This window comes from Pseudomonas protegens, assembly GCF_003732485.1.
Classification (GTDB): Bacteria; Pseudomonadota; Gammaproteobacteria; order Pseudomonadales; family Pseudomonadaceae; genus Aquipseudomonas; species Aquipseudomonas protegens_B.
The window spans coordinates 416,413-438,522 of the sequence record NZ_MOAK01000080.1; the positions used below are offsets into that span (position 1 = coordinate 416,413).

The 22,110-nt window shown below is 62.2% G+C and carries 24 protein-coding genes and 1 other RNA gene; 14 read left to right on the forward strand and 11 right to left on the reverse strand.

Translation table 11 applies throughout. From position 1 onward, the window contains the following. The 3 genes from BLX41_RS36090 to BLX41_RS23190 form a co-directional block, all read right to left on the reverse strand. A partial coding sequence (locus BLX41_RS36090) for an FAD-dependent oxidoreductase (RefSeq protein ID WP_259745110.1) occupies nt 1-181 on the reverse strand: 181 nt, incomplete at its 3' end. Beyond that, complete coding sequence (gene pepP, locus BLX41_RS23185; RefSeq protein WP_123726758.1) at nt 178-1,512, reverse strand: Xaa-Pro aminopeptidase; 1,335 nt, start codon at nt 1,510-1,512, stop codon at nt 178-180. The genes BLX41_RS36090 and pepP, both read right to left, overlap by 4 nt. A 23-nt stretch (nt 1,513-1,535) precedes the next feature. Further along, nucleotides 1,536-2,093 (reverse strand): YecA/YgfB family protein, encoded by a 558-nt coding sequence (locus BLX41_RS23190; protein WP_123726759.1) that lies wholly within the window; start codon nt 2,091-2,093, stop codon nt 1,536-1,538. Between the two features lie 235 nt (nt 2,094-2,328). Here BLX41_RS23190 and BLX41_RS23195 point away from each other — a divergent pair, with 235 nt between their 5' ends. The 4 genes from BLX41_RS23195 (at nt 2,329) to BLX41_RS23210 (ending at nt 3,755) form a co-directional block, all read left to right on the forward strand. Continuing rightward, the gene (locus tag BLX41_RS23195; protein ID WP_011064144.1) at nt 2,329-2,538 is read left to right on the forward strand and encodes a TIGR02449 family protein; all 210 of its coding nucleotides are present in this window, start codon (nt 2,329-2,331) and stop codon (nt 2,536-2,538) included. After that, nucleotides 2,535-2,858 carry a cell division protein ZapA gene (locus tag BLX41_RS23200; RefSeq protein WP_016962902.1) on the forward strand — a complete coding sequence of 108 codons (324 nt, stop codon included), beginning with the start codon at nt 2,535-2,537 and terminating at the stop codon, nt 2,856-2,858. Before BLX41_RS23195 ends, BLX41_RS23200 begins: the two co-directional genes overlap by 4 nt. A 23-nt stretch (nt 2,859-2,881) precedes the next feature. Next, a non-coding RNA gene (gene ssrS / locus BLX41_RS23205) (6S RNA) lies at nt 2,882-3,060 on the forward strand. A gap of 89 nt (nt 3,061-3,149) precedes the next feature. Then, the gene (locus BLX41_RS23210; RefSeq protein ID WP_123726760.1) at nt 3,150-3,755 is read left to right on the forward strand and encodes a 5-formyltetrahydrofolate cyclo-ligase; all 606 of its coding nucleotides are present in this window, start codon (nt 3,150-3,152) and stop codon (nt 3,753-3,755) included. Nucleotides 3,756-3,788: 33 nt separating this feature from the next. Here BLX41_RS23210 and BLX41_RS23215 read toward each other — a convergent pair whose 3' ends face one another. After that, nucleotides 3,789-4,085, reverse strand: coding sequence for a hypothetical protein (locus tag BLX41_RS23215; RefSeq protein WP_102862188.1), 297 nt, complete (start codon nt 4,083-4,085; stop codon nt 3,789-3,791). A 47-nt stretch (nt 4,086-4,132) separates the two neighbouring features. Between BLX41_RS23215 and BLX41_RS23220 the strand changes: the two genes are divergently transcribed. From BLX41_RS23220 to BLX41_RS23235, 4 genes are all read left to right on the forward strand, one after another. Beyond that, nucleotides 4,133-4,582, forward strand: a complete 450-nt coding sequence (locus tag BLX41_RS23220; protein WP_123726761.1) for an EVE domain-containing protein — start codon at nt 4,133-4,135, stop codon at nt 4,580-4,582. Nucleotides 4,583-4,766: 184 nt separating this feature from the next. Continuing rightward, on the forward strand, nt 4,767-5,732 hold the full coding sequence (locus BLX41_RS23225; protein ID WP_123726762.1) for an HlyD family secretion protein: 966 nt from the start codon (nt 4,767-4,769) through the stop codon (nt 5,730-5,732). Further along, a complete protein-coding gene (gene rbbA / locus BLX41_RS23230) occupies nt 5,729-8,449 on the forward strand; it encodes a ribosome-associated ATPase/putative transporter RbbA (protein WP_123726763.1) in 2,721 nt (906 codons plus the stop codon). The genes BLX41_RS23225 and rbbA overlap by 4 nt, the downstream gene beginning before the upstream one ends. Next, nucleotides 8,449-9,567: an ABC transporter permease gene (locus BLX41_RS23235; protein WP_123726764.1), complete on the forward strand. Its 1,119-nt coding sequence runs from the start codon at nt 8,449-8,451 to the stop codon at nt 9,565-9,567. The genes rbbA and BLX41_RS23235 overlap by 1 nt, the downstream gene beginning before the upstream one ends. A 102-nt stretch (nt 9,568-9,669) precedes the next feature. Here the strand turns inward: BLX41_RS23235 and BLX41_RS23240 are convergent, their stop codons facing one another. Continuing rightward, a complete protein-coding gene (locus BLX41_RS23240; RefSeq protein ID WP_123726765.1) occupies nt 9,670-10,077 on the reverse strand; it encodes a flagellar basal body-associated protein FliL in 408 nt (135 codons plus the stop codon). Nucleotides 10,078-10,235: 158 nt separating this feature from the next. Between BLX41_RS23240 and BLX41_RS23245 the strand changes: the two genes are divergently transcribed. Further along, nucleotides 10,236-11,213: an NADPH:quinone oxidoreductase family protein gene (locus BLX41_RS23245; protein ID WP_123726766.1), complete on the forward strand. Its 978-nt coding sequence runs from the start codon at nt 10,236-10,238 to the stop codon at nt 11,211-11,213. A gap of 16 nt (nt 11,214-11,229) precedes the next feature. Here the strand turns inward: BLX41_RS23245 and BLX41_RS23250 are convergent, their stop codons facing one another. The 6 genes from BLX41_RS23250 to BLX41_RS23275 all read right to left on the reverse strand — a co-directional run bounded on the left by BLX41_RS23250 (nt 11,230) and on the right by BLX41_RS23275 (nt 17,313). Continuing rightward, nucleotides 11,230-11,880: a gamma-glutamylcyclotransferase gene (locus tag BLX41_RS23250; RefSeq protein WP_123726767.1), complete on the reverse strand. Its 651-nt coding sequence runs from the start codon at nt 11,878-11,880 to the stop codon at nt 11,230-11,232. A gap of 212 nt (nt 11,881-12,092) precedes the next feature. Beyond that, complete coding sequence (locus BLX41_RS23255) at nt 12,093-13,061, reverse strand: CDP-6-deoxy-delta-3,4-glucoseen reductase (protein WP_123726768.1); 969 nt, start codon at nt 13,059-13,061, stop codon at nt 12,093-12,095. Next, entirely contained in the window at nt 13,061-14,527 is a 1,467-nt protein-coding gene (gene ubiD / locus BLX41_RS23260; protein WP_123726769.1) for a 4-hydroxy-3-polyprenylbenzoate decarboxylase, read from the reverse strand. Before ubiD ends, BLX41_RS23255 begins: the two co-directional genes overlap by 1 nt. A gap of 125 nt (nt 14,528-14,652) precedes the next feature. Further along, complete coding sequence (rho, locus tag BLX41_RS23265; RefSeq protein WP_011064156.1) at nt 14,653-15,912, reverse strand: transcription termination factor Rho; 1,260 nt, start codon at nt 15,910-15,912, stop codon at nt 14,653-14,655. Between the two features lie 246 nt (nt 15,913-16,158). Continuing rightward, nucleotides 16,159-16,488, reverse strand: a complete 330-nt coding sequence (trxA, locus tag BLX41_RS23270; protein WP_003206727.1) for a thioredoxin TrxA — start codon at nt 16,486-16,488, stop codon at nt 16,159-16,161. 120 nt (nt 16,489-16,608) lie between these two features. Next, nucleotides 16,609-17,313, reverse strand: a complete 705-nt coding sequence (locus tag BLX41_RS23275; RefSeq protein ID WP_123726770.1) for a FadR/GntR family transcriptional regulator — start codon at nt 17,311-17,313, stop codon at nt 16,609-16,611. A 255-nt stretch (nt 17,314-17,568) separates the two neighbouring features. Between BLX41_RS23275 and BLX41_RS23280 the strand changes: the two genes are divergently transcribed. The 5 genes from BLX41_RS23280 to ppx all read left to right on the forward strand — a co-directional run bounded on the left by BLX41_RS23280 (nt 17,569) and on the right by ppx (nt 22,069). After that, nucleotides 17,569-18,354 carry a transporter substrate-binding domain-containing protein gene (locus BLX41_RS23280; protein ID WP_123726771.1) on the forward strand — a complete coding sequence of 262 codons (786 nt, stop codon included), beginning with the start codon at nt 17,569-17,571 and terminating at the stop codon, nt 18,352-18,354. Nucleotides 18,355-18,375: 21 nt separating this feature from the next. After that, nucleotides 18,376-19,044, forward strand: coding sequence for an amino acid ABC transporter permease (locus BLX41_RS23285; RefSeq protein WP_123726772.1), 669 nt, complete (start codon nt 18,376-18,378; stop codon nt 19,042-19,044). Continuing rightward, complete coding sequence (locus BLX41_RS23290; RefSeq protein WP_123726773.1) at nt 19,041-19,691, forward strand: amino acid ABC transporter permease; 651 nt, start codon at nt 19,041-19,043, stop codon at nt 19,689-19,691. The genes BLX41_RS23285 and BLX41_RS23290 overlap by 4 nt, the downstream gene beginning before the upstream one ends. Then, nucleotides 19,678-20,412: an amino acid ABC transporter ATP-binding protein gene (locus BLX41_RS23295; protein ID WP_123726774.1), complete on the forward strand. Its 735-nt coding sequence runs from the start codon at nt 19,678-19,680 to the stop codon at nt 20,410-20,412. Before BLX41_RS23290 ends, BLX41_RS23295 begins: the two co-directional genes overlap by 14 nt. A gap of 154 nt (nt 20,413-20,566) precedes the next feature. Continuing rightward, entirely contained in the window at nt 20,567-22,069 is a 1,503-nt protein-coding gene (ppx, locus tag BLX41_RS23300) for an exopolyphosphatase (protein ID WP_123726775.1), read from the forward strand. Nucleotides 22,070-22,110 lie beyond the last annotated feature (41 nt).

Below are 22,110 nucleotides of genomic sequence, written 5' to 3' on the forward strand. Positions count from 1 at the left end.
GGGCGCCAAAGGACAGGGCCGAGGAGCGTGCATCGTAGCTGGGCTGGAAACTGTCGCCGGGGGCGAAGGGTTCGATCAGCACGATCTTCCAGCCCCGGGCCTTGGCTCCGGCCTGCAGGGCCAGGGCCAGGCTGGCGCCGACCAGGCCACCACCGATGATTGCCAGATTGACCCGGCTCATGAGGCCTGGCCCCATGCAGCGGCCATCAGCGCCTCGATCTCGGCGACGCTTTTCGGCACGCCGCCTGTCAGAATTTCACAGCCCTGCTTGGTCACTACCACGTCGTCCTCGATGCGCACGCCAATGCCGCGCCACTTCTTCGCCACTTGCTGGTTGTCCGGGGAGATGTAGATGCCCGGCTCCACGGTCAGCGCCATGCCGACCTCCAACACCCGCCACTCGCCGCCGACCTTGTATTCGCCGACGTCGTGTACATCCATGCCCAGCCAGTGCCCGGCGCGGTGCATGTAAAACGCCTTGTAGGCCTCGCTGGCGATCAGTTCGTCGACCTCGCCTTCCAGCAGGCCCAGTCTCACCAGGCCGGCTGTGATCACCCGAACCGTCGCCTCATGGGCCTGGTTCCAGTGCTTGTTCGGGGCGATCTCGGCAAATGCCGCTTCCTGGGACGCCAGCACCAGCTCGTAGATGGCCTTCTGCTCGGGGGAGAACTTGCCATTGACCGGCCAGGTGCGGGTGATATCGCTGGCGTAGCAGTCGATTTCACAACCGGCGTCGATCAACACCAGATCGCCATCCTTGAGCAGGGCGTCATTCTGTTGGTAGTGCAGGATGCAGCTGTTGCGCCCCGCCGCGACGATGGAGCCATAGGCCGGCATCTTCGCTCCACCCTTGCGGAACTCGTAGTCCAGCTCGGCTTCCAGGCTGAACTCGTACAGCCCGGCGCGACTGGCCTGCATGGCACGAATATGGGCCTGGGCGGAAATCCGCGCGGCCTCGCGCATCACCTTCACCTCTGCCGCCGATTTATACAGGCGCATGTCGTGCAGCAGATGATCCAGGGCAACGAATTCGTTCGGCGGCTGGGCGCCAAGGTGCGCTTTAGAGCGGATGACGTTGATCCAGTCCATCAGGTGGCGATCGAATTCCGGGTTGCTGCCCATCGCCGAGTAAACCCGGTCACGACCTTCGATCAGGCCCGGGAGAATGTCGTCGATATCGGTGATGGGAAACGCATCGTCCGCACCGTAGTCACGGATCGCGCCTTCCTGGCCGGCCCGCAGGCCATCCCACAGCTCCCGCTCGGCATTGCGCTCACGGCAGAACAGCACGTACTCGCCATGCTCGCGACCGGGCATCAGCACGATCACGGCCTGGGGCTCGGGAAAACCGCTGAGGTATTGGAAATCGCTGTCCTGACGGTAGACGTGCTCCACATCGCGGTTGCGAATGGCCACGGCCGCCGCCGGCAGGATCGCGATGCTGTTGGGTTCCATCTGCGCCATGAGCGCCTTGCGGCGACGGCTGTATTCCGCTCTAGGGATATGAATCATGGGCAGATGCAGTTCCCTGTCAGTCAATGCAGAGAAGGCTTGGCAGCCGGTGCGACGGTCTTGTTGGTTTCGGTGAACAGCAGCAATGGCGCGACCCGCAGGTACTCCATCACTTCCATGTAGTCGCTCTCACCGTCGTCGGACTCTTCCAGCGCATCCTGTACCTGAGCGATGGCTGCAAGGTCCTGCAACACTTCCGTGGCCTCGACGCTCAGGGCGCTGCTGTCACGGGAGTTGAGGCCGAAACCGGCGAGAAAGCCCTGGCACCACTGGCCCAGGGCCGCAGCACGTTCGGTCAATGGCGCGTCGTCGCTGGGCAGCAGCAGGACCACAGTCATGTCGTCGCTGGTGAGCTCGCCCTTGACCATTTCCTGCAGGCCGATCAAGGCGTTGCGCACGTTGTCTTGTGGCTCGCCTTCGAGCAGCTCGGAAGCGTCCACCAGCCAGCCGTCGACCTCGAAGCCGGCGCCGGCGCAGCTACGGCCCAGCAACAGACCGTGCAGTTCGGCAGGAGAAACAGGATGACCGCTGCTACTGAGCAGGGTGGCGAAGGCGTTGTACGGGGAATTCTGAATGGGCATGGGCAGCTAGGCGCCAAGCGGCGCAATGTCTAGAATGAAGGCCTTGTATCGTAGGGCGTGTCATCATTCATTGCCAGCGCCGCGTTGCGCCTTGCGCCCCGTTACAGCGGTCCGCGGGGCCTTGGGCGACGGCCAGATTGCCGACCGGACAGCACCCGATGCGCCAGGACTGTTCAGGCCGTCCAGGCGCTGCCCAGCCAGTTGCCACTCATCAGACCAACTTCAGTGGGACACAATGGAAGACACCGACCTGCACGCACTGATGGCCAGACTCGAACTGCTTATTACCCGGGTCGAGCAACTAAAGAGTCAAAACGCACTCTTATTAGCTCAGGAAAAGACCTGGCGCGAGGAACGCGCGCACCTCATTGAAAAAAACGAAATCGCCCGGCGTAAGGTCGAATCGATGATTTCGCGCCTCAAGGCCCTGGAGCAAGACTCATGAGTTCAAGCAATAGCGTTACCGTGCAGATCCTCGACAAAGAATATTCGATCATCTGCCCCCAGGAAGAGCGCAGCAATCTGGTGAGCGCCGCCCGTTACCTGGACGGCAAGATGCGCGAGATCCGCAGCAGCGGCAAAGTCATAGGCGCCGATCGCATCGCCGTCATGGCCGCCTTGAACATCACCCACGATCTGCTGCATCGCCAGGAACGTCCGGATGTGCAGGCCAGTGCCACCACCCGCGAACAGGTACGGGATCTGCTGGAACGAGTTGATCTGGTCCTGGCCACCGATTCGGACGCAAGCAAGGCTGATTCCTGACAACGCTTGCGGTATACTTGCGCCACTCCCTGGGGTGCTTGCCAGTTGGCGATGTCCCTGAGCCGATTCGCACTACCCTGGAAGTTGCACGTTGGGCTGGTGTGCATGTCCGCTAGACGGAAAGCCTTAAAGCCTGCTGCATCTTCCGCCTTGAACTTTCGGGTTCAAGGGCTAAGTCGACAGCGGTTCACCTGGGGAGCCTGAATTGTCAGCCAATGCCAGTTATCCATGCTGGCATTGGTTTTTCCGGGTAGGCTGTTCTGCCATGTCCGACCGTCCATAGCCTCCTCCATGACCGAACCTGCGCCGCTTTCCCGCCCGCAACTTCGACGCATGCTGCGTAAAGCCCGTCGTGCCCTGACACCTGCCCAGCAACGCCAGGCCGCCTGTGGACTGTACCGCCAACTGGCGCACAATCCGGTATTTCGCCGGGCCCGACACCTGTCCCTGTACTTACCCACTGACGGCGAGATCGATCCGCGCTTGCTGCTGCGTGCCGCGCAACGGCGGGGCAAGGCCACCTACTTGCCAGTGCTCAGTGCCTGGCCACGGACCAAGATGGTCTTCCAGCGTGTGCGCCCCGGAGAAAAACTACGCCCCAACCGCTTTCGTATCCTCGAACCCAGGATCAACGTCGCACGCCAACGCAAGGCCTGGGCGCTGGATCTGGTGCTCCTGCCCTTGGTGGGATTCGACGAAGACGGTGGACGCCTGGGAATGGGCGGCGGCTTCTACGACCGCAGTCTGGCCTACCTGGCACGGCGCAAGAACTGGCGCAAGCCGAAGTTGCTGGGGCTGGCCCATGAATGTCAGAAAGTCGCGAGACTGGATCAGGCCAGTTGGGATGTGCCGCTACACGGCACCGTGACTGATCAGGAATGGTACTGCGCCCGATAGGCGTCGCGTTCGCTCAGCGACGCCGGGACAGATTCAGCGCTTGAAGGGTTGCGGCTGTTGGGCAATCTCGATCGGGGCATCGGTCTTGTTGGCCCATAAGCTCTGCGCATAACCGGTGGTCACGACGCCCAAACCGAACAAAATAACCAAAATCCATAGTAAATCCGGTTGGCGTTTCATCGATTGCCCCCCCTCGGGCAAGTCACACACGATGACAGCAACGGTTTCCATAACAGGCCGTGCAGCAGCGTCAAGCTTAAAATCCCGGCATTCTGCGATAACGTGAACCGACACGCAAATGCTGGCGTCAACCGACTGTCGGTTTGTCATAAAATCCTCCGACAACCTGCCCAACCACCCTTTGGAGGGTAAGAAAGATGGCCTATTGGCTGATGAAATCCGAGCCAGACGAACTCTCGATCCAAGACCTGAACAAGCTTGGCCAGGCCCGTTGGGACGGGGTGCGCAACTACCAGGCACGCAACTTCCTGCGCGCCATGGCCGTCGGTGATGAGTTCTTCTTCTACCACTCCAGTTGTCCAGAGCCGGGCATCGCCGGCATCGGCCGAATCATCAAGGCGGCCTACCCGGACCCCACGGCCCTGGAGCCGGACAGCGTCTACTTCGACCCCAAGTCCAGCGCCGAAAAAAATGCCTGGAGCGCAATCGACGTAGCCCACGTGGAAACCTTCAGCAAGGTCCTGCGCCTGGACTACCTCAAGCAGCAGACTGCCCTCGCTGAAATGCCCCTGGTGCAAAAAGGCAGTCGCCTGTCAGTCATGCCAGTGACCGCAGAGCAATGGGCAGCCGTGCTCTCTCTACGCTGACCCACCCGCCCCGGTGTGCCGTGGCCTGGCAAGCGCCATGGCACTCGCTGCAGTTTTTTGCCCCGATCGCCATGCAGCCTGCGAACAATAGGTTTAGGCTTGGCCCTTTCATTTGACGAGCATCAAGCGGGTAAAAGCCTTGATCCGTCAGACTAGGACGCTATAGCCGCAGGACGCAGAACACATGTCGACGAACCACCGTTCTTCCCGCCTTTTCGCTGTTTCCCTCTTGATTCTGTTGCTCGCCGCTGGTGGCTTCGGCTACTGGAAATCCCTCCAGGACCGTCTGCCGGAAGGGTTGAGCATGGGCAATGGCCGTCTCGAAGCCACCGAGGTGCAGATCGCCAGCAAGATTCCCGGGCGCCTGGCGGAAGTGCGGGTCAATGAAGGCGACAAAGTGCTCCAGGGCCAACTGCTGGCCCGCATGGATACCCGCACCCTGGAGGCCCAACGCAGCCAGGCCGAAGCCGAGGTGCTGCGGGCCCGGGAAAACCTCTCCGCCGCAGAAGCCAACGTGCAACTGCGCCAGAGCGAGTTGCTCCTGGCCAATCAGGAACTCAAGCGCTCCCAGGAACTGTTCAGGCGCGGCTTCGCCAGCCAGCAGATCATCGATCAGCAACAGGCTCGGCTGAACACCGGAAATGCCGCCGTGCTGGCGGCCCAGGCCCAGGTTGCAGCGGTCAAGGCCGCTATCGGCGCCGCCCAGGCCCAAGTTGCCCAACTTACCAGCGAGATCGACGACAGCAGCCTGCGAGCCCCCATCGACGGCATCATCCAACTGCGTCTGGCCGAGCCTGGCGAAGTACTGGGTGCCGGCGGCCGAGTACTGCTGTTGATCGATCCCAACGACCAATACATGAACCTCTACCTGCCAGCCTCGATTACCGGGCGCCTGACGGTGGGCGATGAGTCGCGGATTGTTCTCGACGCCCTGCCCAACCAGCCGCTGCCGGCGAAGATCAGCTTCGTCGCGGCCAAGTCGCAATTCACCCCCAAAGAAGTGGAAACCCGGGACGAACGCCAGAAACTGGTATTCCGGGTCAAGGTGCGCCTGACTCAACCCGCCGCCGTGCCCCAGGCCAAACCGGGCATGCCCGGTGCCGGTTATGTGCGCACCGCCCCCGTGGACTGGCCGGCCAACCTACAATGAGTGCCCTGGCGCTGCACGCCACCGGCATCAGCCATCGCTACGCTGCCCAGCAGGCCCTGATCGACATCAGTTTCAGCCTGCCGGCGGGCACACGCTGCGGCCTGATCGGTCCTGACGGTGCCGGCAAGTCGAGCCTTCTCGGGCTGATTGCCGGGGTCAAGAAGCTTCAGCAAGGCGAGCTCGAGGTACTCGGCGGAGCCATCTCCCAGCGTCGCCATCGCAGCAGCCTCTACCCGCGTATCGCCTTCATGCCCCAGGGCCTGGGGGGCAACCTGTATCCCGAGTTGTCCATCAGCGAAAACATTCGCTTCTTCGCCACCCTGTTCGGTCTGCCCCGGGACGAATGCGACCAGCGCATGCACAGCCTGCTGCTGGCCACCGACCTGCTGCGTTTTGCCGAACGCCCGGCGGGCAAGCTATCCGGCGGGATGAAGCAGAAGCTCGGCCTGTGCTGCGCGCTGATCCACGAGCCGGATCTGTTGATCCTCGACGAGCCCACCACCGGGGTCGATCCGCTTTCCCGCCGGCGCTTCTGGGAACTGGTGGAGGATGTGCGCCAGCAACGGCCACAACTGACCCTGTTGGTGGCCACCGCCTATATGGAAGAGGCCGAACAGTTCGAGCATTGCCTGATGCTCGACCAGGGCAAGTTGATCGCCCAGGGCCTGAGCCGGGAGCTGGCGCAGGTAACCGGCAGCGGCAAGCTGGACGATGCCTTCACCCATTTCCAGGGTGACAGCGGCCACGACAACCAACCCTTGGTGATCCCCCCCCGCTCCGGCGACGATCAGGACATCGCCATCGAAGCCCACGAACTGACCCTGCGCTTCGGTGACTTCACCGCAGTCAACAAGGTCAGTTTCGCCATCGGTCGTGGGGAGATCTTCGGCTTCCTCGGCTCCAACGGCTGCGGCAAGACCACCACCATGAAAGTCCTCACCGGACTGATGCCCGCCACTGAAGGCAGCGCCAAGCTGCTGGGCAATCCGGTGAACGCCAAGGACCTGGCCACCCGCAAGCGGGTCGGCTTCATGTCACAGAGCTTTTCCCTGTACGGCGAACTCAGCGTGCGCCAGAACCTGGAGCTGCATGCCCGCCTGTTCGACCTGCCGAAAGCCGAGAGCGGCCCGCGCATCGAGGAACTGATCCAGCGCTTTGACCTCGGCGCTATTGCCGAGCAGCAATCCGGCGCCTTGCCCCTGGGCCTGCGCCAGCGCCTGTCCCTGGCGGTAGCGGTGCTGCATCGCCCGGAAGTGCTGATCCTTGACGAACCCACCTCCGGGGTGGACCCGGCAGCCCGTGACGATTTCTGGCGCCTGCTGATCGAGCTGTCCAGGGAACAGGGAGTGACGATCTTCCTCTCCACCCACTTCATGAACGAGGCCCAGCGCTGCGACCGCATTTCGCTGATGCACGCCGGCAAGGTACTGGCCTGTGACACTCCGGCGGAGCTGCAGCAGCAATTTGCCGGCGAAACCCTGGAGGCGGCGTTCGTCCGCTGCCTGGAAGAGGCCCAAGGGCCTGCGGACACACCGCCACCCCCTCCTCCGGCGGCTGCCGCCAGCCACGCCATCGCGCCTCCGCGTTCAGGCCTGAGCCTGGCCCGACTGCTGGCGGTGGCTACCCGGGAAGGCAAGGAACTAATGCGGGACAAGGTGCGCCTGGGCTTTGCCCTGCTGGGGGCGATTTTCATGATGGTGATCTTTGGCTACGGCATTTCCCTGGATGTGGAAAAACTCGCCTTCGCCGTCTACGACCAGGACCAGACTCCGCAAAGCCGCGCCTACCTGGAGGCCTTCCGCAGCTCACGCTACTTCGAAGAAAAGCCCACCATCCGCAGCTCCGCCGAACTGCATCGGCGCCTGCAGCGTTCGGAGATCAAGCTGGCCCTGGAAATCCCTCCCGGCTTTGGCCGCGACCTGTACGCCGGCCGTCAACCGGCAGTGGCAGCCTGGCTGGATGGCGGCATGCCGTTTCGCGCGGAAACCAGCCGCAACTACGTCGAGGCGGTGCACCAGGCCAACCTCGAGCGCCTGGCCGAACAAAGCAGCCCGGCACTTAATTCAAGGCCCGCAGCCAAGCTGGAAACGCGCTTTCGCTACAACCAGGACGTGGTCAGCGTGAATGCCATCGGCCCCGGGGTGATGGCGCTGATCCTGGCGTTCATTCCGGCCATGCTTACCGCCCTGGGCATCGTTCGCGAAAAGGAACTGGGCTCGATCACCAACTTCTATGCCACCCCCCTGACCCGCCTGGAGTTCCTCCTCGGCAAGCAGGCGCCCTACCTGGCCGTGAGCCTGGTCAACCTGGGCTTGCTGGTGGCCATGAACCGCTGGCTGTTCGGCGTGCCCTTCAAGGGCAGCGGCCTGACCCTGGCCCTGGGTGGCGTACTCTACGTGCTGGCCACCACCAGCATGGGCCTGCTGATCTCGGCCTTCACCCGCACGCAGATCGCGGCGATCCTCGGCACCATGATCATCACCAGCCTACCCACGATCCAGTTCTCCGGGCTGATCGTACCGCGCTCATCCCTGGAAGGATCGGCGGCGATCATGGGGCAGTTATTCCCCGCCGGGTACTTTCTCGACATCGCCGTCGGCACCTTCACCAAGGCCCTGGACCTGCGGGAGCTGTGGCCTCAGTGCCTGGCACTGATCGGGTTCTTCCTCGGTTTCACCGGGCTCAGCCTGATCATGTTGAAAAAGCAGGAGGTCTGATGAATCGGCTCGCCCACATCCTGCGTCTGGGTCTCAAGGAACTCACCAGCCTGCGCCACGACAGCGTCTTGCTGCTGTTCCTGCTGTATGCCTTTACCGTGGCCATCTACCTGCCGGCAGCCGGCTCGGTCATTGGTGTACACAACGCCAGCGTGGCCCTGGTGGATGAAGACCACAGCGCACTGTCACGACAATTGGCAGAGGCCCTGCAACCGCCGGAGTTCCAGAACCCGGTCGCCCTGCCCTACGACCAACTGGACAAGGTGATGGACAGCGGCCAGTACACCTTCGTGATCAATATCCCCGCCAACTTCCAGAGCGACCTGCTGGCCGGCCGCCAGCCGGCGGTGCAGGTCAACGTCGACGCCACCGCCATGAGCCAGGCGTTCATGGGCGCCGGCTACATTGGCCGGATCTTCCAGCGCGAGTTGCTCAACTATGCCAACCAGGCGGATGCCGCGAGCAAGGCCCCGGCCCTGCTGACCACCCGTGCGTTATTCAACACCAACCTGGAGGGCGGCTGGTTTCTTGCGGTGATCCAGATCGTCAACAACATCACCATCCTGGCCATTGTGCTCACCGGCACCGCGCTGCTGCGCGAGCGCGAGCACGGTACCCTCGACCACTTGCTGGTACTGCCGCTGACGGCCCTGGAGATCATGTTGGCGAAAATCTGGAGCAATATGCTGGTGGTGGTGCTGTGCACCTGGATATCGCTGGAGGTGATAGTCAAAGGCGTGCTGGGAGTGCCGTTGGCCGGCTCGATGGGGCTGTTTCTGATGGTCACCGCATTGTATCTGTTCGCCAGTACCGCCCTAGGGATCTTCCTTGCCACCCTGGCCCGCTCCACCCCGCAGTTTGGCCTGCTGGCGATCCCGGTGATCATTCCCATGCTGCTGCTGTCCGGTGGCAGCACGCCGCTGGACAGCATGCCGCAATGGCTGCAATGGGTCATGCAGGGCTCACCCTCGACCCACTTCGTCAGCCTCAGCGCGGCAATCCTGTTTCGCGATGCCGGGGTCAACGTCGTCTGGCCGGACCTGCTGGCGCTGACAGCAATCGGCCTACTGTTCTTCGCCATCGCCCTGGCGCGCTTTCGCAAAAGCCTCGCCTCATGACCCACACCTTGTAGGAGCCGGCTTGCCGGCGAAGGGCCACTCAAGCCCTGCATCGCCCTCTCGGACGTCTGCGCTGGCAAGCCGTTCCTACAGTTGGCAGGGTTACTGGATGATCAGGTTGTTGAACAACAGATCTTCCACCACCGGCTTGCCGGTTTCATCGTTCATCACCTGTTGCACCTGCTTGAGGGCTTCCTGGCGCAGCTTTTCCTTGGCCTCGACGTTGTTCATGGTGTCGGTGGTCTGCTGGGCGAACAGCGCCACCAACTGGTTGCGAATCAGCGGCTCGTTAGCCTTGACCGCCTGGGCCGAGGCATCGCCGGTCACCCGCAGGGCCACGTCGGCCTTGTAGACCTTGAGCTTGGGGCCGCCATCCAGGCCATAGTTGCCTACGAATGGTGGGCTCAGACTGATGTAGCTGACTTTCGGTGCTTCGCCTTCTTTGGCCTCTTCAGCCCCGGCCGCCATCGGCAGGGAGAGGGCCAGCAGCAACATGATCCACGCTTTCACAATTCGCTCCTTAATCCGGTTTGCGGCCTAGCATAAAGGCCCGCCCGCCTGAGCCCAAGCACAAGCTTATGGCTGACCATCAGGGCTGGGCATGCTCGTTGACCGCCTGATTCACACTCCTACACTTATCGGCCACCACTCCCAAAGGAATAGCCCTGATGAAAGCCGTGCTGTGCAAAGCCTTCGGCCCCGCCGAAACGCTGGTGCTGGAAGAGGTCGCAAGCCCTGTGCCGAAGAAGAACGAGATCCTGCTGGAGGTGCATGCCGCGGGTGTCAACTTCCCGGACACCCTGATCATCGAGGGCAAGTACCAGTTCAAGCCACCGTTCCCATTCTCCCCGGGTGGCGAAGCGGCCGGCGTTGTCAGCGCGGTGGGCGAGAAGATCAGCCATCTCAAGGTAGGCGACCGGGTCATGGCCCTGACCGGCTGGGGCAGCTTTGCCGAGCAGGTAGCGGTGCCGGGCTACAACGTGCTGCCGATCCCCGCCGCCATGGACTTCAACACCGCTGCCGCCTTCAGCATGACCTACGGCACCTCGATGCACGCCCTCAAGCAGCGAGGCAACCTGCAACCCGGCGAAACCCTGCTGGTGCTCGGTGCCTCGGGCGGAGTCGGATTGGCGGCGGTGGAAATCGGCAAGGCCATGGGCGCTCGGGTGATCGCCGCCGCCAGCAGTGCGCAAAAGCTCGCGGTGGCCAAGGCCGCCGGTGCCGATGAGCTGATCAACTACAGCGAAAGCAACCTGAAGGACGAGATCAAGCGCCTGACCGATGGCAACGGTGCCGACGTGATCTACGATCCGGTGGGCGGTGACCTGTTCGACCAGGCCATCCGCTCCATTGCCTGGAATGGCCGCCTGCTGGTGGTGGGCTTTGCCAGCGGGCGCATTCCCGAACTGCCCGTGAACCTGGCGCTGCTCAAGGGAGCGGCTGTGGTGGGTGTGTTCTGGGGCTCCTTCGCCCAACGCCAACCCCAGGACAATGCCGCGAATTTCCAGCAGCTGTTCGGCTGGTTCGCCGAAGGCAAACTGAAACCGCTGGTATCCCAAGTCTATCCACTGATCGAAGCCGCCCGTGCCATTGATGACCTCGGTCAGCGCAAAGCGGTGGGCAAAGTCGTGGTGCAGGTTCGCTGAGACCGGCTACCGAGGCTCAATGGGCGACAGCGCCCTTGCAGCGCTTGAGCCGCGCCTCCAGGTTGCGATCCGGCATGGCGTGGCTACGCAGAGCCTGGACCGTCTGCTCGACATAATCGCGGGTGGTGCCATAACGCCCGCAAGCGCTTTCGAACACCTGACTCAGTACATGATCCGGCAGATTGCCGGCATAGCTGGGCAGGTGCCGTTCCAGCACAAAGCCCAGGGCCTGGACCTGGCTGCCATCCTCAAGGCGGCAGTTGAGCCAGTGCGGACGGTAAGAGGGATAAGGCATTTCACGTTGCCACAGGGCATATAGCGACGCATCCAACTGCTCCTCCGGCAGCCGATAGGCAAAGCCGCTGCAGGAGCCCCCGCGATCCAGACCGAACACTAGCCCCGGCAGCTCCGGGGTACCGCGATGCTCGTGGGACCACAGGTAGAGACCGCGATGATAGCCATGCACCCGGCCACGCATGCGCTCGACCGCCGAACACTCCGGGCGCCAGATCAATGAACCATAGGCAAACAACCAGACCGGGCCGCCCTTATGCAAGGCCATGGTGGACTGCATGGAACTGAGAAGTTGTTCGTGAGTCAGCTGCGGTCCCAGATCGAGCCGCGGAGGGTAAGCCAGATTCAGATAACTGGATTCAAGGGCTGTCATGGCGAATAGCGTTCGGCTCCCCGCGTAAAAGAAGTTACTTAATAGAACGCTTGGCAGTAACTACAAGACACATAAGTTTCAAGGCAAGTTAAGTGCCACTAGAACAGCACTCAAGTTGAAGGCTTATATATAACCTACCGGTATTTATTTAATTAGCTAAATACCGATGGGCTATATACAGAGTTATAACGAAGGGCACGGGCCTGATGCCGTCAGGGCCGCGGGGCGTAGGCGAACACGTCCGCACGCATCTGATGGGCATCCATACCGGCGTCCACCAGAGCATCCAGGGTGGCGTAGATCATGGCTGGCGAGCCGCTGGCATAGACATGCACCGACGACAGGTCGGTGATGTCCTCGCAAACCGCCTCATGCAGCATGCCGCAGCGCCCTTCCCAACCGCACAGGTCGCTGACCACCTTGTGCAGATAGAGATTGGGCAGTTGCTGCCACTCATCCCAGTGTTCCAACTGATAGAAATCTTCCGGCCGGCGTACACCCCAATACAGGTGCACCGGATACTTGAAGCCTTTGGCCCGGCAGTGCTCGATCAGGCTGTGCATCTGCGCCATACCGGTACCGGCAGCGATCAGCACCAGCGGGCCCTCCGGCAACTCGGCCAGGTGAGTGTCGCCAAAAGGCAATTCGACCCGAGCCATGCGGTTGCGCTGCAACTGCTCCATCAAGCTCTGTGCACTGTTTTCGCGCACCAGCACATGCAGCTCCAGATCACGCCCGCAATGGGGCGCCGAAGCCAGGGAGAAGGCCGATTTCTCACCGTTATCCCGCTCCAGCATCAGGTACTGGCCCGCGTGATAGCGAGGTGGCTTGCCGGCCGGCGCCCGCAACCGGACCCGCCAGACATCGCCGCCGACCTCAAGGCACTCAGTGAGCTGACACGACAGGCTGCGCACCGGCAACTCTCCCAGCGCAAGGACGCCATCCCACAGCACAATGCAGTCTTCCAGCGGCTCTGCAATGCAAGTGTAGAACTCACCGTGATCACGCACATCGCCGGCTTGCTGCACGCTGCCCTCCACCAGCAGGGCCGCGCACACGTGACAGTTGCCATTGCGGCAGCTCTGCGGGCATTCGTAGCCCAGGCGCCGCGCCGCATCGAGAATCCGCTCGCCGGGCAGCGTCTCAAGCACCGCTCCGGAGGGCTGCAAGGTTACACGCATCAATCTATTCCTAACTGATTCCAGATGGCATCGATCCGGCGGGTGACCGCCTCATCCTTGACGATGACCCGGCCCCACTCTCGGGTGGTTTCTCCGGGCCACTTGTGGGTGGCATCGAGCCCCATCTTCGAACCCAGGCCAGACACCGGCGAGGCGAAGTCGAGGTAGTCGATCGGGGTGTTGTCGATCATCACCGTGTCGCGCTTGGGGTCCATGCGCGTGGTGATGGCCCAGATCACGTCGTTCCAGTCCCGGGCATTGATATCGTCGTCGGTGACGATAACGAATTTGGTGTACATGAACTGTCGCAAAAACGACCAGACACCCAGCATTACCCGCTTGGCGTGGCCCGGGTACTGCTTCTTCATGGTCACCACCGCCATGCGGTACGAGCAGCCTTCTGGCGGCAGGTAGAAGTCGGTGATTTCCGGGAACTGCTTCTGCAGGATCGGCACGAAGACTTCGTTCAGCGCCACGCCGAGAATCGCTGGCTCATCCGGCGGCCGGCCGGTGTAGGTACTGTGATAGATCGGCTTGATGCGATGGGTGATGCGCTCCACGGTGAACACCGGGAAGCTGTCGACTTCGTTGTAGTAGCCAGTGTGGTCGCCGTACGGGCCTTCGTCGGCCATCTCGCCGGGATGAATCACTCCTTCAAGGATGATTTCGGCGGTGGCCGGCACTTGCAGGTCATTGCCACGACACTTCACCAGTTCGGTGCGGTTGCCCCGCAGCAGACCGGCGAAAGCGTATTCGGAGAGGCTGTCCGGCACCGGGGTCACGGCCCCCAGGATGGTTGCCGGGTCGGCCCCCAGGGCAACGGACACCGGGAACGGCGTGCCCGGGTGCTTCTCGCACCACTCGCGGTAATCCAGGGCACCGCCGCGATGGCTCAACCAGCGCATGATCACCTTATTGCGGCCAATCACCTGCTGACGATAGATGCCGAGGTTCTGCCGGTCCTTGTTCGGCCCCTTGGTTACCGTCAGGCCCCAGGTGATCAGCGGCCCGACGTCGCCTGGCCAGCAGGTCTGTACCGGCAGCATGCCGAGGTCGACGTCGTCGCCTTCGATCACCACTTCCTGGCAGACCGCATCCTTGACCACCTTGGGCGCCATGGAAATGATCTTGCGAAAGATCGGCAGCTTGGACCAGGCATCCTTCAAGCCCTTGGGCGGCTCCGGCTCCTTGAGGAAGGCCAGCAGCTTGCCGATCTCGCGCAGTTCGCTGACGGCTTCGGCGCCCATGCCCAGCGCCACGCGCTCGGGGGTACCGAACAGGTTGCCGAGCACGGGGATGTCATAACCGGTGGGGTTTTCAAACAGCAGGGCCGGGCCTTTGGCACGCAAGGTGCGATCGCAGACCTCGGTCATTTCCAGCACTGGGGACACCGGAACCTGGATGCGCTTGAGTTCCGAGCGCTGTTCCAGGCCGCTGATAAAGTCGCGCAAGTCGCGATACTGCATGCGTGAGCCTCGTTTTCGCCGTGGCATTCGGGGCAGGCAGTTTAGCGCCGAACCCACAGGTTCAGAATAGAGAATGTCAGATAGCAAAAAGCCGGGTTTCCCCGGCTCTTGCTGGCCTGATCGATTTACTTGCGTTTCATCGACAGGAAGAACTCATCGTTGGTCTTGGTCTGTTTCAACTTGTCGACCAGGAACTCGATGGCAGCGACTTCATCCATGGGATGCAGGAGCTTGCGCAGGATCCACATGCGCTGCAGCTCGTCGTCGGCGGTCAGCAACTCTTCGCGGCGGGTGCCGGAACGGTTGATGTTGATTGCCGGGAAGACGCGCTTTTCAGCGATCTTGCGATCCAGGGGCAGTTCCATGTTGCCGGTACCCTTGAACTCTTCGTAGATCACTTCGTCCATCTTCGAGCCGGTTTCAACCAGCGCGGTGGCGATGATGGTCAGCGAGCCGCCTTCCTCGATGTTCCGCGCGGCGCCGAAGAAACGCTTCGGTTTCTCCAGGGCGTGGGCATCGACACCACCGGTCAGGACCTTGCCGGAGCTCGGGATCACGGTGTTGTAGGCACGGGCCAGACGGGTGATGGAGTCCAGCAGGATCACCACGTCCTTCTTGTGTTCAACCAGGCGCTTGGCCTTCTCGATCACCATCTCGGCCACTTGCACGTGGCGGGTTGGCGGCTCGTCGAAGGTGGAGGCGACCACTTCGCCGCGCACGGTGCGCTGCATTTCGGTCACTTCTTCCGGACGCTCGTCGATCAGCAGCACGATCAGATGAACTTCAGGGTTGTTGCGCGTGATGTTCGACGCAATGTTCTGCAGCATGATGGTCTTGCCCGCCTTTGGCGGAGCAACGATCAGACCACGCTGGCCTTTACCGATCGGGGCGCACAGATCGATCACACGACCGGTCAGGTCTTCGGTGGAACCGTTGCCGGCTTCCATCTTCATGCGCACGGTCGGGAACAGCGGCGTCAGGTTCTCGAACAGAATCTTGTTCTTCGCGTTCTCTGGGCGGTCATAGTTGATGGTATCGACCTTGAGCAGCGCGAAGTAACGCTCGCCTTCCTTGGGAGGGCGGATCTTGCCAACGATGGTGTCACCGGTGCGCAAGTTGAAGCGACGGATCTGGCTTGGCGAGACGTAGATATCGTCCGGGCCAGCGAGATAGGAGGCGTCAGCAGAGCGAAGGAAGCCGAAGCCGTCCTGGAGGATCTCCAGCACGCCATCACCGGAGATTTCCTCACCGCTTTTCGCGTGCTTTTTCAGCAGGGAGAAAATCACGTCCTGCTTGCGCGAACGGGCCATATTTTCTATGCCCATCTGTTCGGCCAATTCGAGCAGTTCGGTAATCGGCTTTTGCTTGAGTTCAGTCAGATTCATATAGGAATGACGTAATCATTTATAGAGGGGGGAAATTAAGCTTTTGGCTTAATGAGGCCGCGCCGCAGAGAAGGCGACAGGATCGCGTACTTATTCGAAAAGGAGAGCGTCGGCGACGGCTTGCAGGGGGCACTGGAGAAACCAGTGCGGGGCCGAATGTAACACCTGAGTTTCGGAGCGTCTAGCCCTCAATTACGAAAAAGCCCCGCATTTTGCGGGGCTTTTTCAATGGTGCCGAATCGACGCTTAGATGTTGGCGTCGAGGAAGGCAGCCAGTTGCGACTTCGACAGCGCACCGACCTTGGTGGCTTCGACGTTGCCGTTCTTGAACAGCATCAGGGTTGGGATACCACGCACGCCGTGCTTGGCCGGGGTTTCCTGGTTTTCGTCGATGTTCAGCTTGGCAACGGTCAGTTTGCCTTTGTAGGTTTCAGCAATTTCGTCCAGAACCGGAGCGATCATTTTGCATGGGCCGCACCACTCAGCCCAGTAGTCGACCAGTACAGCGCCTTCGGCTTTGAGTACGTCGGCCTCGAAGCTGGCATCGCTGACGTGTTTGATAAGATCGCTGCTCATGGAATTCTCCAGGTTGTAAGCAAAAAAACGTGGCCCATCATATCTGCCCTTCCCGCGTTCAGGAAGCCGGAGATGATTGACTCTAACTATGGTGCCCCATGAGTTTGGGTATAGCTCAGCTCAAGAAGAAGCGGGGGTGACAAAGGCGATTCCGGTGCGCAGGGCGGCATTGCGCACATGCTCCTGCATGGCCTTTTGTGCCGCCCCCGAGGCGTGCCGGGCCAGGGCGCGGAGGATCTTGCGATGCTCCTGCCAAGTCTCCATGGCCCGCTCGGGTCGGATGAACGGTAGTTTCTGACTTTCCAGGAAGATCTCGGCGCTGGTGCTGAGGATACTCAGCATCGCCTGGTTGCCGCTGGCCAGGAGGATCTTGCGGTGGAACTCGAAATCCAGCCGCGCCGCCGCCTCGAAATCCCCGGCCCGCAACTCGCGACGCATGGCCTCGACATTGTCTTCCAGGGCGTCCAGCTCGTCAGCGGTCAGGGTCACCGCCGCCAAACCCGCGGCAAAGCCCTCCAGGGCATAGCGCAACTGGAAGATATCCACAGGTGAAGCCTGGGCGGCGAACGACCAACTCAAGCCGACACCGGCTGCCGGAGCCTCGGGCGCCTGGACGAACACCCCCTTGCCCGGCTGCACACTGATCACCCCCAGCGCGCTCAAGGATGACAACGCCTCACGCAACGACGCCCGACTGACCCCCAACTGCAGCGCCAGATCTCGCTGCGAAGGCAGCGCATCGCCCGGGCCGAAGCCCTGCTCGCTGATCAATTGGCGAATGGCTTGCAGCGCCACTTCGGGTACGGCACGGGTAATCGAATTCATGGGCTTGAGGCTGGCCGGTGCAGGAAAAACTCCCTTGTAAAGCTATTCACCGACCCCGGCAAGTCGTGCCCCAAGGGGGGTCGACGGTACGACCCCACGCCCGATCCGAGTGCGAAAAAACCCGCAACTGTTCAGACCAGTAAGACCGATAAAAGCCAGTAAAACCCGTGTTTCCAGAGCCTTTTCCACGTGTTGGCATGGCCTGTGCTCTGTCGCCACACAGAAATCACTTCCCACGACTTGCGGAGATTCGCCATGACCAAACGCTGCAGCGCCCTGCTCTGTGCCCTGTTTGCCAGCGTGCTGCTGGCCCAGGCCCCAGCCCAGGCCAGTGCCCTGGAAGACGTGGTAGCCCGCGGCACCCTCAAGGTCGCCGTGCCCCAGGACTTCCCGCCCTTCGGCTCGGTAGGTCCGGACATGCAGCCCCGGGGCCTGGACATCGACACCGCGCGCCTGCTGGCCGAGCAGCTCAAGGTCAAGCTGGAGCTGACCCCGGTCAACAGCACCAACCGCATTCCGTTCCTCACCACCGGCAAGGTGGATCTGGTGATCTCCAGCCTCGGCAAGAACCCGGAGCGGGAGAAGGTCATCGACTTCTCCAAGGCCTATGCGCCCTTCTACCTCGCGGTCTTCGGCCCGCCCGACGCAGCCATCGCCGGCCTTGACGATCTCAAGGGCAAGACCATCAGCGTCACTCGGGGCGCCATCGAGGACATCGAGCTGAGCGCCGTGGCTCCGCAAGGCGCGACCATCAAGCGCTTCGAGGACAACAACTCCACCATCGCCGCCTACCTCGCCGGCCAGGTGGACCTGATCGCCAGCGGCAATGTGGTGATGGTCGCCATCAGCCAACGCAATCCCAAACGTATCCCGGCGATGAAGATCAAGCTCAAGGACTCCCCGGTCTACGTCGGCGTCAACAAGAACCAGCCGGAGTTGCTGGACAAGGTCAACCAGATCCTCAGTGCCGCCAAGGCTGACGGCGCCCTGGAGAAGAACTCCCAGTTGTGGCTCAAAGAGCCGCTGCCGGCTGACCTCTGATCGTCGCCCCGGAGCTTGAGCATGGCTTATCAGTTCGACTTCCTGCCGGTGCTGGAAAATACCGGCCTGCTGCTGCGCGGCGCCCTGTTCACCCTGGAGTTGACCGCCATAGGCACCTTGCTGGGGGTCAGCCTGGGGATAGCCGGGGCCCTGGTGCGGGCATGGAAGATCCAGCCCCTGGCGGCGATCTTCGGCGTCTACGTCGAGCTGATCCGCAACACGCCGTTCCTGGTGCAGTTGTTTTTCATCTTCTTCGGGCTGCCGTCCCTGGGCCTGCAGATTTCCGAGTGGCAGGCGGCGGTCCTGGCGATGGTGATCAACCTCGGCGCCTACTCAACGGAAATCATCCGCGCCGGCATCCAGGCGATTCCCAAGGGCCAGCTGGAAGCCGCCGCGGCCCTGGCCATGAGCCGCTTCGAAGCCTTTCGCCACGTGGTGCTGCTGCCGGCCCTGGGCAAGGTCTGGCCCGCCCTGTGCAGCCAGATCATCATCGTCATGCTGGGCTCGGCAGTGTGCTCGCAGATCGCCACCGAGGAGCTGAGCTTCGCCGCCAACTTCATCCAGTCGCGCAACTTCCGCGCTTTTGAAACCTACGCCCTGACCACCCTGATCTACCTGTGCATGGCCCTGCTGATCCGCCAGGTGCTGAACTGGTTCGGCCAACGCTACATCCTGAGGAACGGCCGATGAGCGACTTCACCTTCTGGGACATCCTGCGCAACCTGCTCAGCGGATTGCAGTGGACCCTGCTGCTGTCGTTGGTGGCCTTTGTCGGCGGCGGTGTGATCGGCCTGCTGGTCATGACCCTGAGGATCTCCGACAAGGGCTGGGCCCGCTCCTGCGCCCGCACCTATATAGAACTGTTCCAGGGCACGCCGCTGCTGATGCAGCTGTTTCTGGTGTTCTTCGGTATTGCCTTGCTGGGTGTGGATATCTCGCCCTGGCTGGCGGCCGCCGTCGCCCTGACCCTGTTCAGCAGCGCCTACCTGGCGGAGATCTGGCGCGGCTGTGTCGAGTCGATCCCCCACGGGCAGTGGGAAGCTTCGTCGAGCCTGGCGCTCAATCCCTATGAACAGCTGCGCCATGTGATCCTGCCCCAGGCCTTGCGTATCGCCGTGGCGCCCACCGTGGGTTTCTCGGTGCAAGTGGTCAAAGGCACGGCGGTGACCTCGATCATCGGTTTCACCGAGCTGACCAAGACCGGCGGCATGCTGGCCAATGCCACCTTCGAACCCTTCATGGTCTATGGCCTGGTGGCCCTCGGTTACTTCCTGCTCTGCTACCCCCTGTCCCTCAGCGCGCGCTACCTGGAAAGGAGACTGCATGCCTCTGCTTAGAATTTCCGCCCTGCATAAATATTACGGCGAGCACCATGTGCTCAAAGGCATCGACCTGAGCATCGAGGAGGGCCAGGTAGTGGCGATCATCGGTCGCAGCGGCTCGGGCAAAAGCACCCTGCTGCGCACCCTCAACGGCCTGGAGTCGATCAACGACGGCGTGATCGAAGTCGACGGGGAATACCTGGACGCCGCCCGCGCCGATCTGCGCAGCCTGCGACAGAAGGTCGGCATGGTGTTCCAGCAGTTCAACCTGTTCCCTCACCTGACCGTGGGCGAAAACGTGATGCTGGCCCCGCAAGTAGTGCAGAAGGTGCCCAAGGCCCGGGCTGCCGAGCTGGCGCGGCAGATGCTGGCCCGGGTCGGTCTGGCGGAGAAGTTCGATGCGTTTCCGGATCGGCTGTCCGGTGGCCAGCAGCAACGGGTCGCCATTGCCCGCGCCCTGGCGATGTCGCCCAAGGTACTGTTGTGCGATGAGATCACCTCGGCCCTGGACCCGGAACTGGTCAATGAAGTGCTCAGCGTGGTGCGTCAGCTGGCCCGGGACGGCATGACCCTGATCATGGTCACCCATGAGATGCGCTTTGCCCGCGAGGTGGGCGACAAGCTGGTGTTCATGCACCAAGGCAAGGTGCATGAAGTGGGAGATCCCAGGCAGCTGTTCGCTCATCCGCAGACCGCCGAGCTGGCGAACTTCATTGGCAGCACCGAGCAGGCTTGAGGCTCCCGGGTCGTAGGAGCCGGCTGCCCGGTGAACAGCGGCAGCACAGTCTGCCGAGGGTTTCATGCGTTGAATCAACGCATTGGACACTGCGCGTTGGCGCGAGCCGTTGATCGTGGCAGGATGGCGAGGTTATCGACCGAGACCCCCAACCATGCCCCAATCCCAAGCCAAGAATCTGTCCCTGATCGCCGCGATCGATCTGGGCTCCAACAGCTTTCACATGGTCGTGGCCAAGGCCCGGAACGGTGAAATCCGCATTCTCGAGCGGCTCGGTGAAAAGGTTCAACTGGCCGCCGGAATCAACGAAGAACGCCAGCTCAACGAAGAATCCATGCAGCGCGGGCTCGACTGCCTCAAGCGCTTCGCCCAACTGATCAACGGCATGCCCCAGGGCACAGTGCGTATCGTCGGCACCAACGCCCTGCGTGAAGCCCGCAACCGCGGTGAGTTCATTCGCCGGGCCGAGGAGATTCTCGGCCACCCGGTCGAGGTCATCTCCGGCCGTGAAGAGGCCCGCCTGATCTATCTCGGAGTGTCCCACACCCTCGCCGATACCCCGGGCAAGCGCCTGGTCGCCGACATCGGTGGCGGCAGTACCGAATTCATCATCGGCCAGCGCTTCGAGCCCCTGCTGCGGGAAAGCCTGCAGATGGGCTGCGTCAGCTTCACCCAGCGCTACTTCCGCGACGGCAAGATCACTCCGGCCCGCTACGCCCAGGCCTACACCGCAGCGCGGCTGGAGATCATGAGCATCGAGCATGCCTTGCATCGCCTGACCTGGGACGAAGCCATCGGCTCCTCCGGGACCATCCGCGCCATTGGCCTGGCCCTCAAGGCCGGCGGCCAGGGCAGCGGCGAAGTCAATGCCGAGGGCCTGGCCTGGCTCAAGCGCAAACTGTTCAAGCTCGGTGATGCCGAGAAGATCGACTTCGAAGGCATCAAGCCCGATCGCCGGGCGATCTTCCCCGCCGGCCTGGCGATTCTCGAAGCGATCTTCGACGCCCTTGAACTGCAGCGCATGGACCACTGCGAGGGCGCCCTGCGTGAAGGCGTGCTCTACGACCTGCTGGGCCGCCACCACCATGAAGACGTCCGTGAACGCACCCTCGGCTCGCTGATGGAGCGCTACCACGTGGACCTGGAGCAGGCCTCCCGCGTCGAAGGCAAGGCCCTGCGCGCCTTCGACCAGGTGGCGGCGGACTGGGACCTGGAGGACGGTGTCTGGCGCGAGCTGCTGGGCTGGGCCGCCAAGGTGCACGAAGTGGGGCTGGATATCGCCCACTACCACTACCACAAGCATGGCGCCTACCTGATCGAGCACTCGGACCTGGCGGGCTTCTCCCGGGAAGACCAGCAGATGCTGGCCCTGCTGGTGCGCGGCCACCGCCGCAACATTCCCAAGGAGAAATTCGCCGAGTTCGGCGATGACGGCATCAAGCTGATCCGCCTGTGCGTGCTGCTGCGCTTCGCCATCCTGTTCCATCACATCCGTGGCACCCAGCAGATGCCTCAGGTGAGCCTGAGCGCCGATGGCGATCATCTGGATGTGGAGTTCCCGGAAAACTGGCTGGATGAAAACCAGCTGACCCAGGCCGACTTCGCCCTGGAAGCCGAATGGCTGACCCGGGTCGGCATCGTGCTCAACGTCCGCTGACCCTGCCACAGACCTGCAGGAGCCGGCTTGCCGGCGAAGAG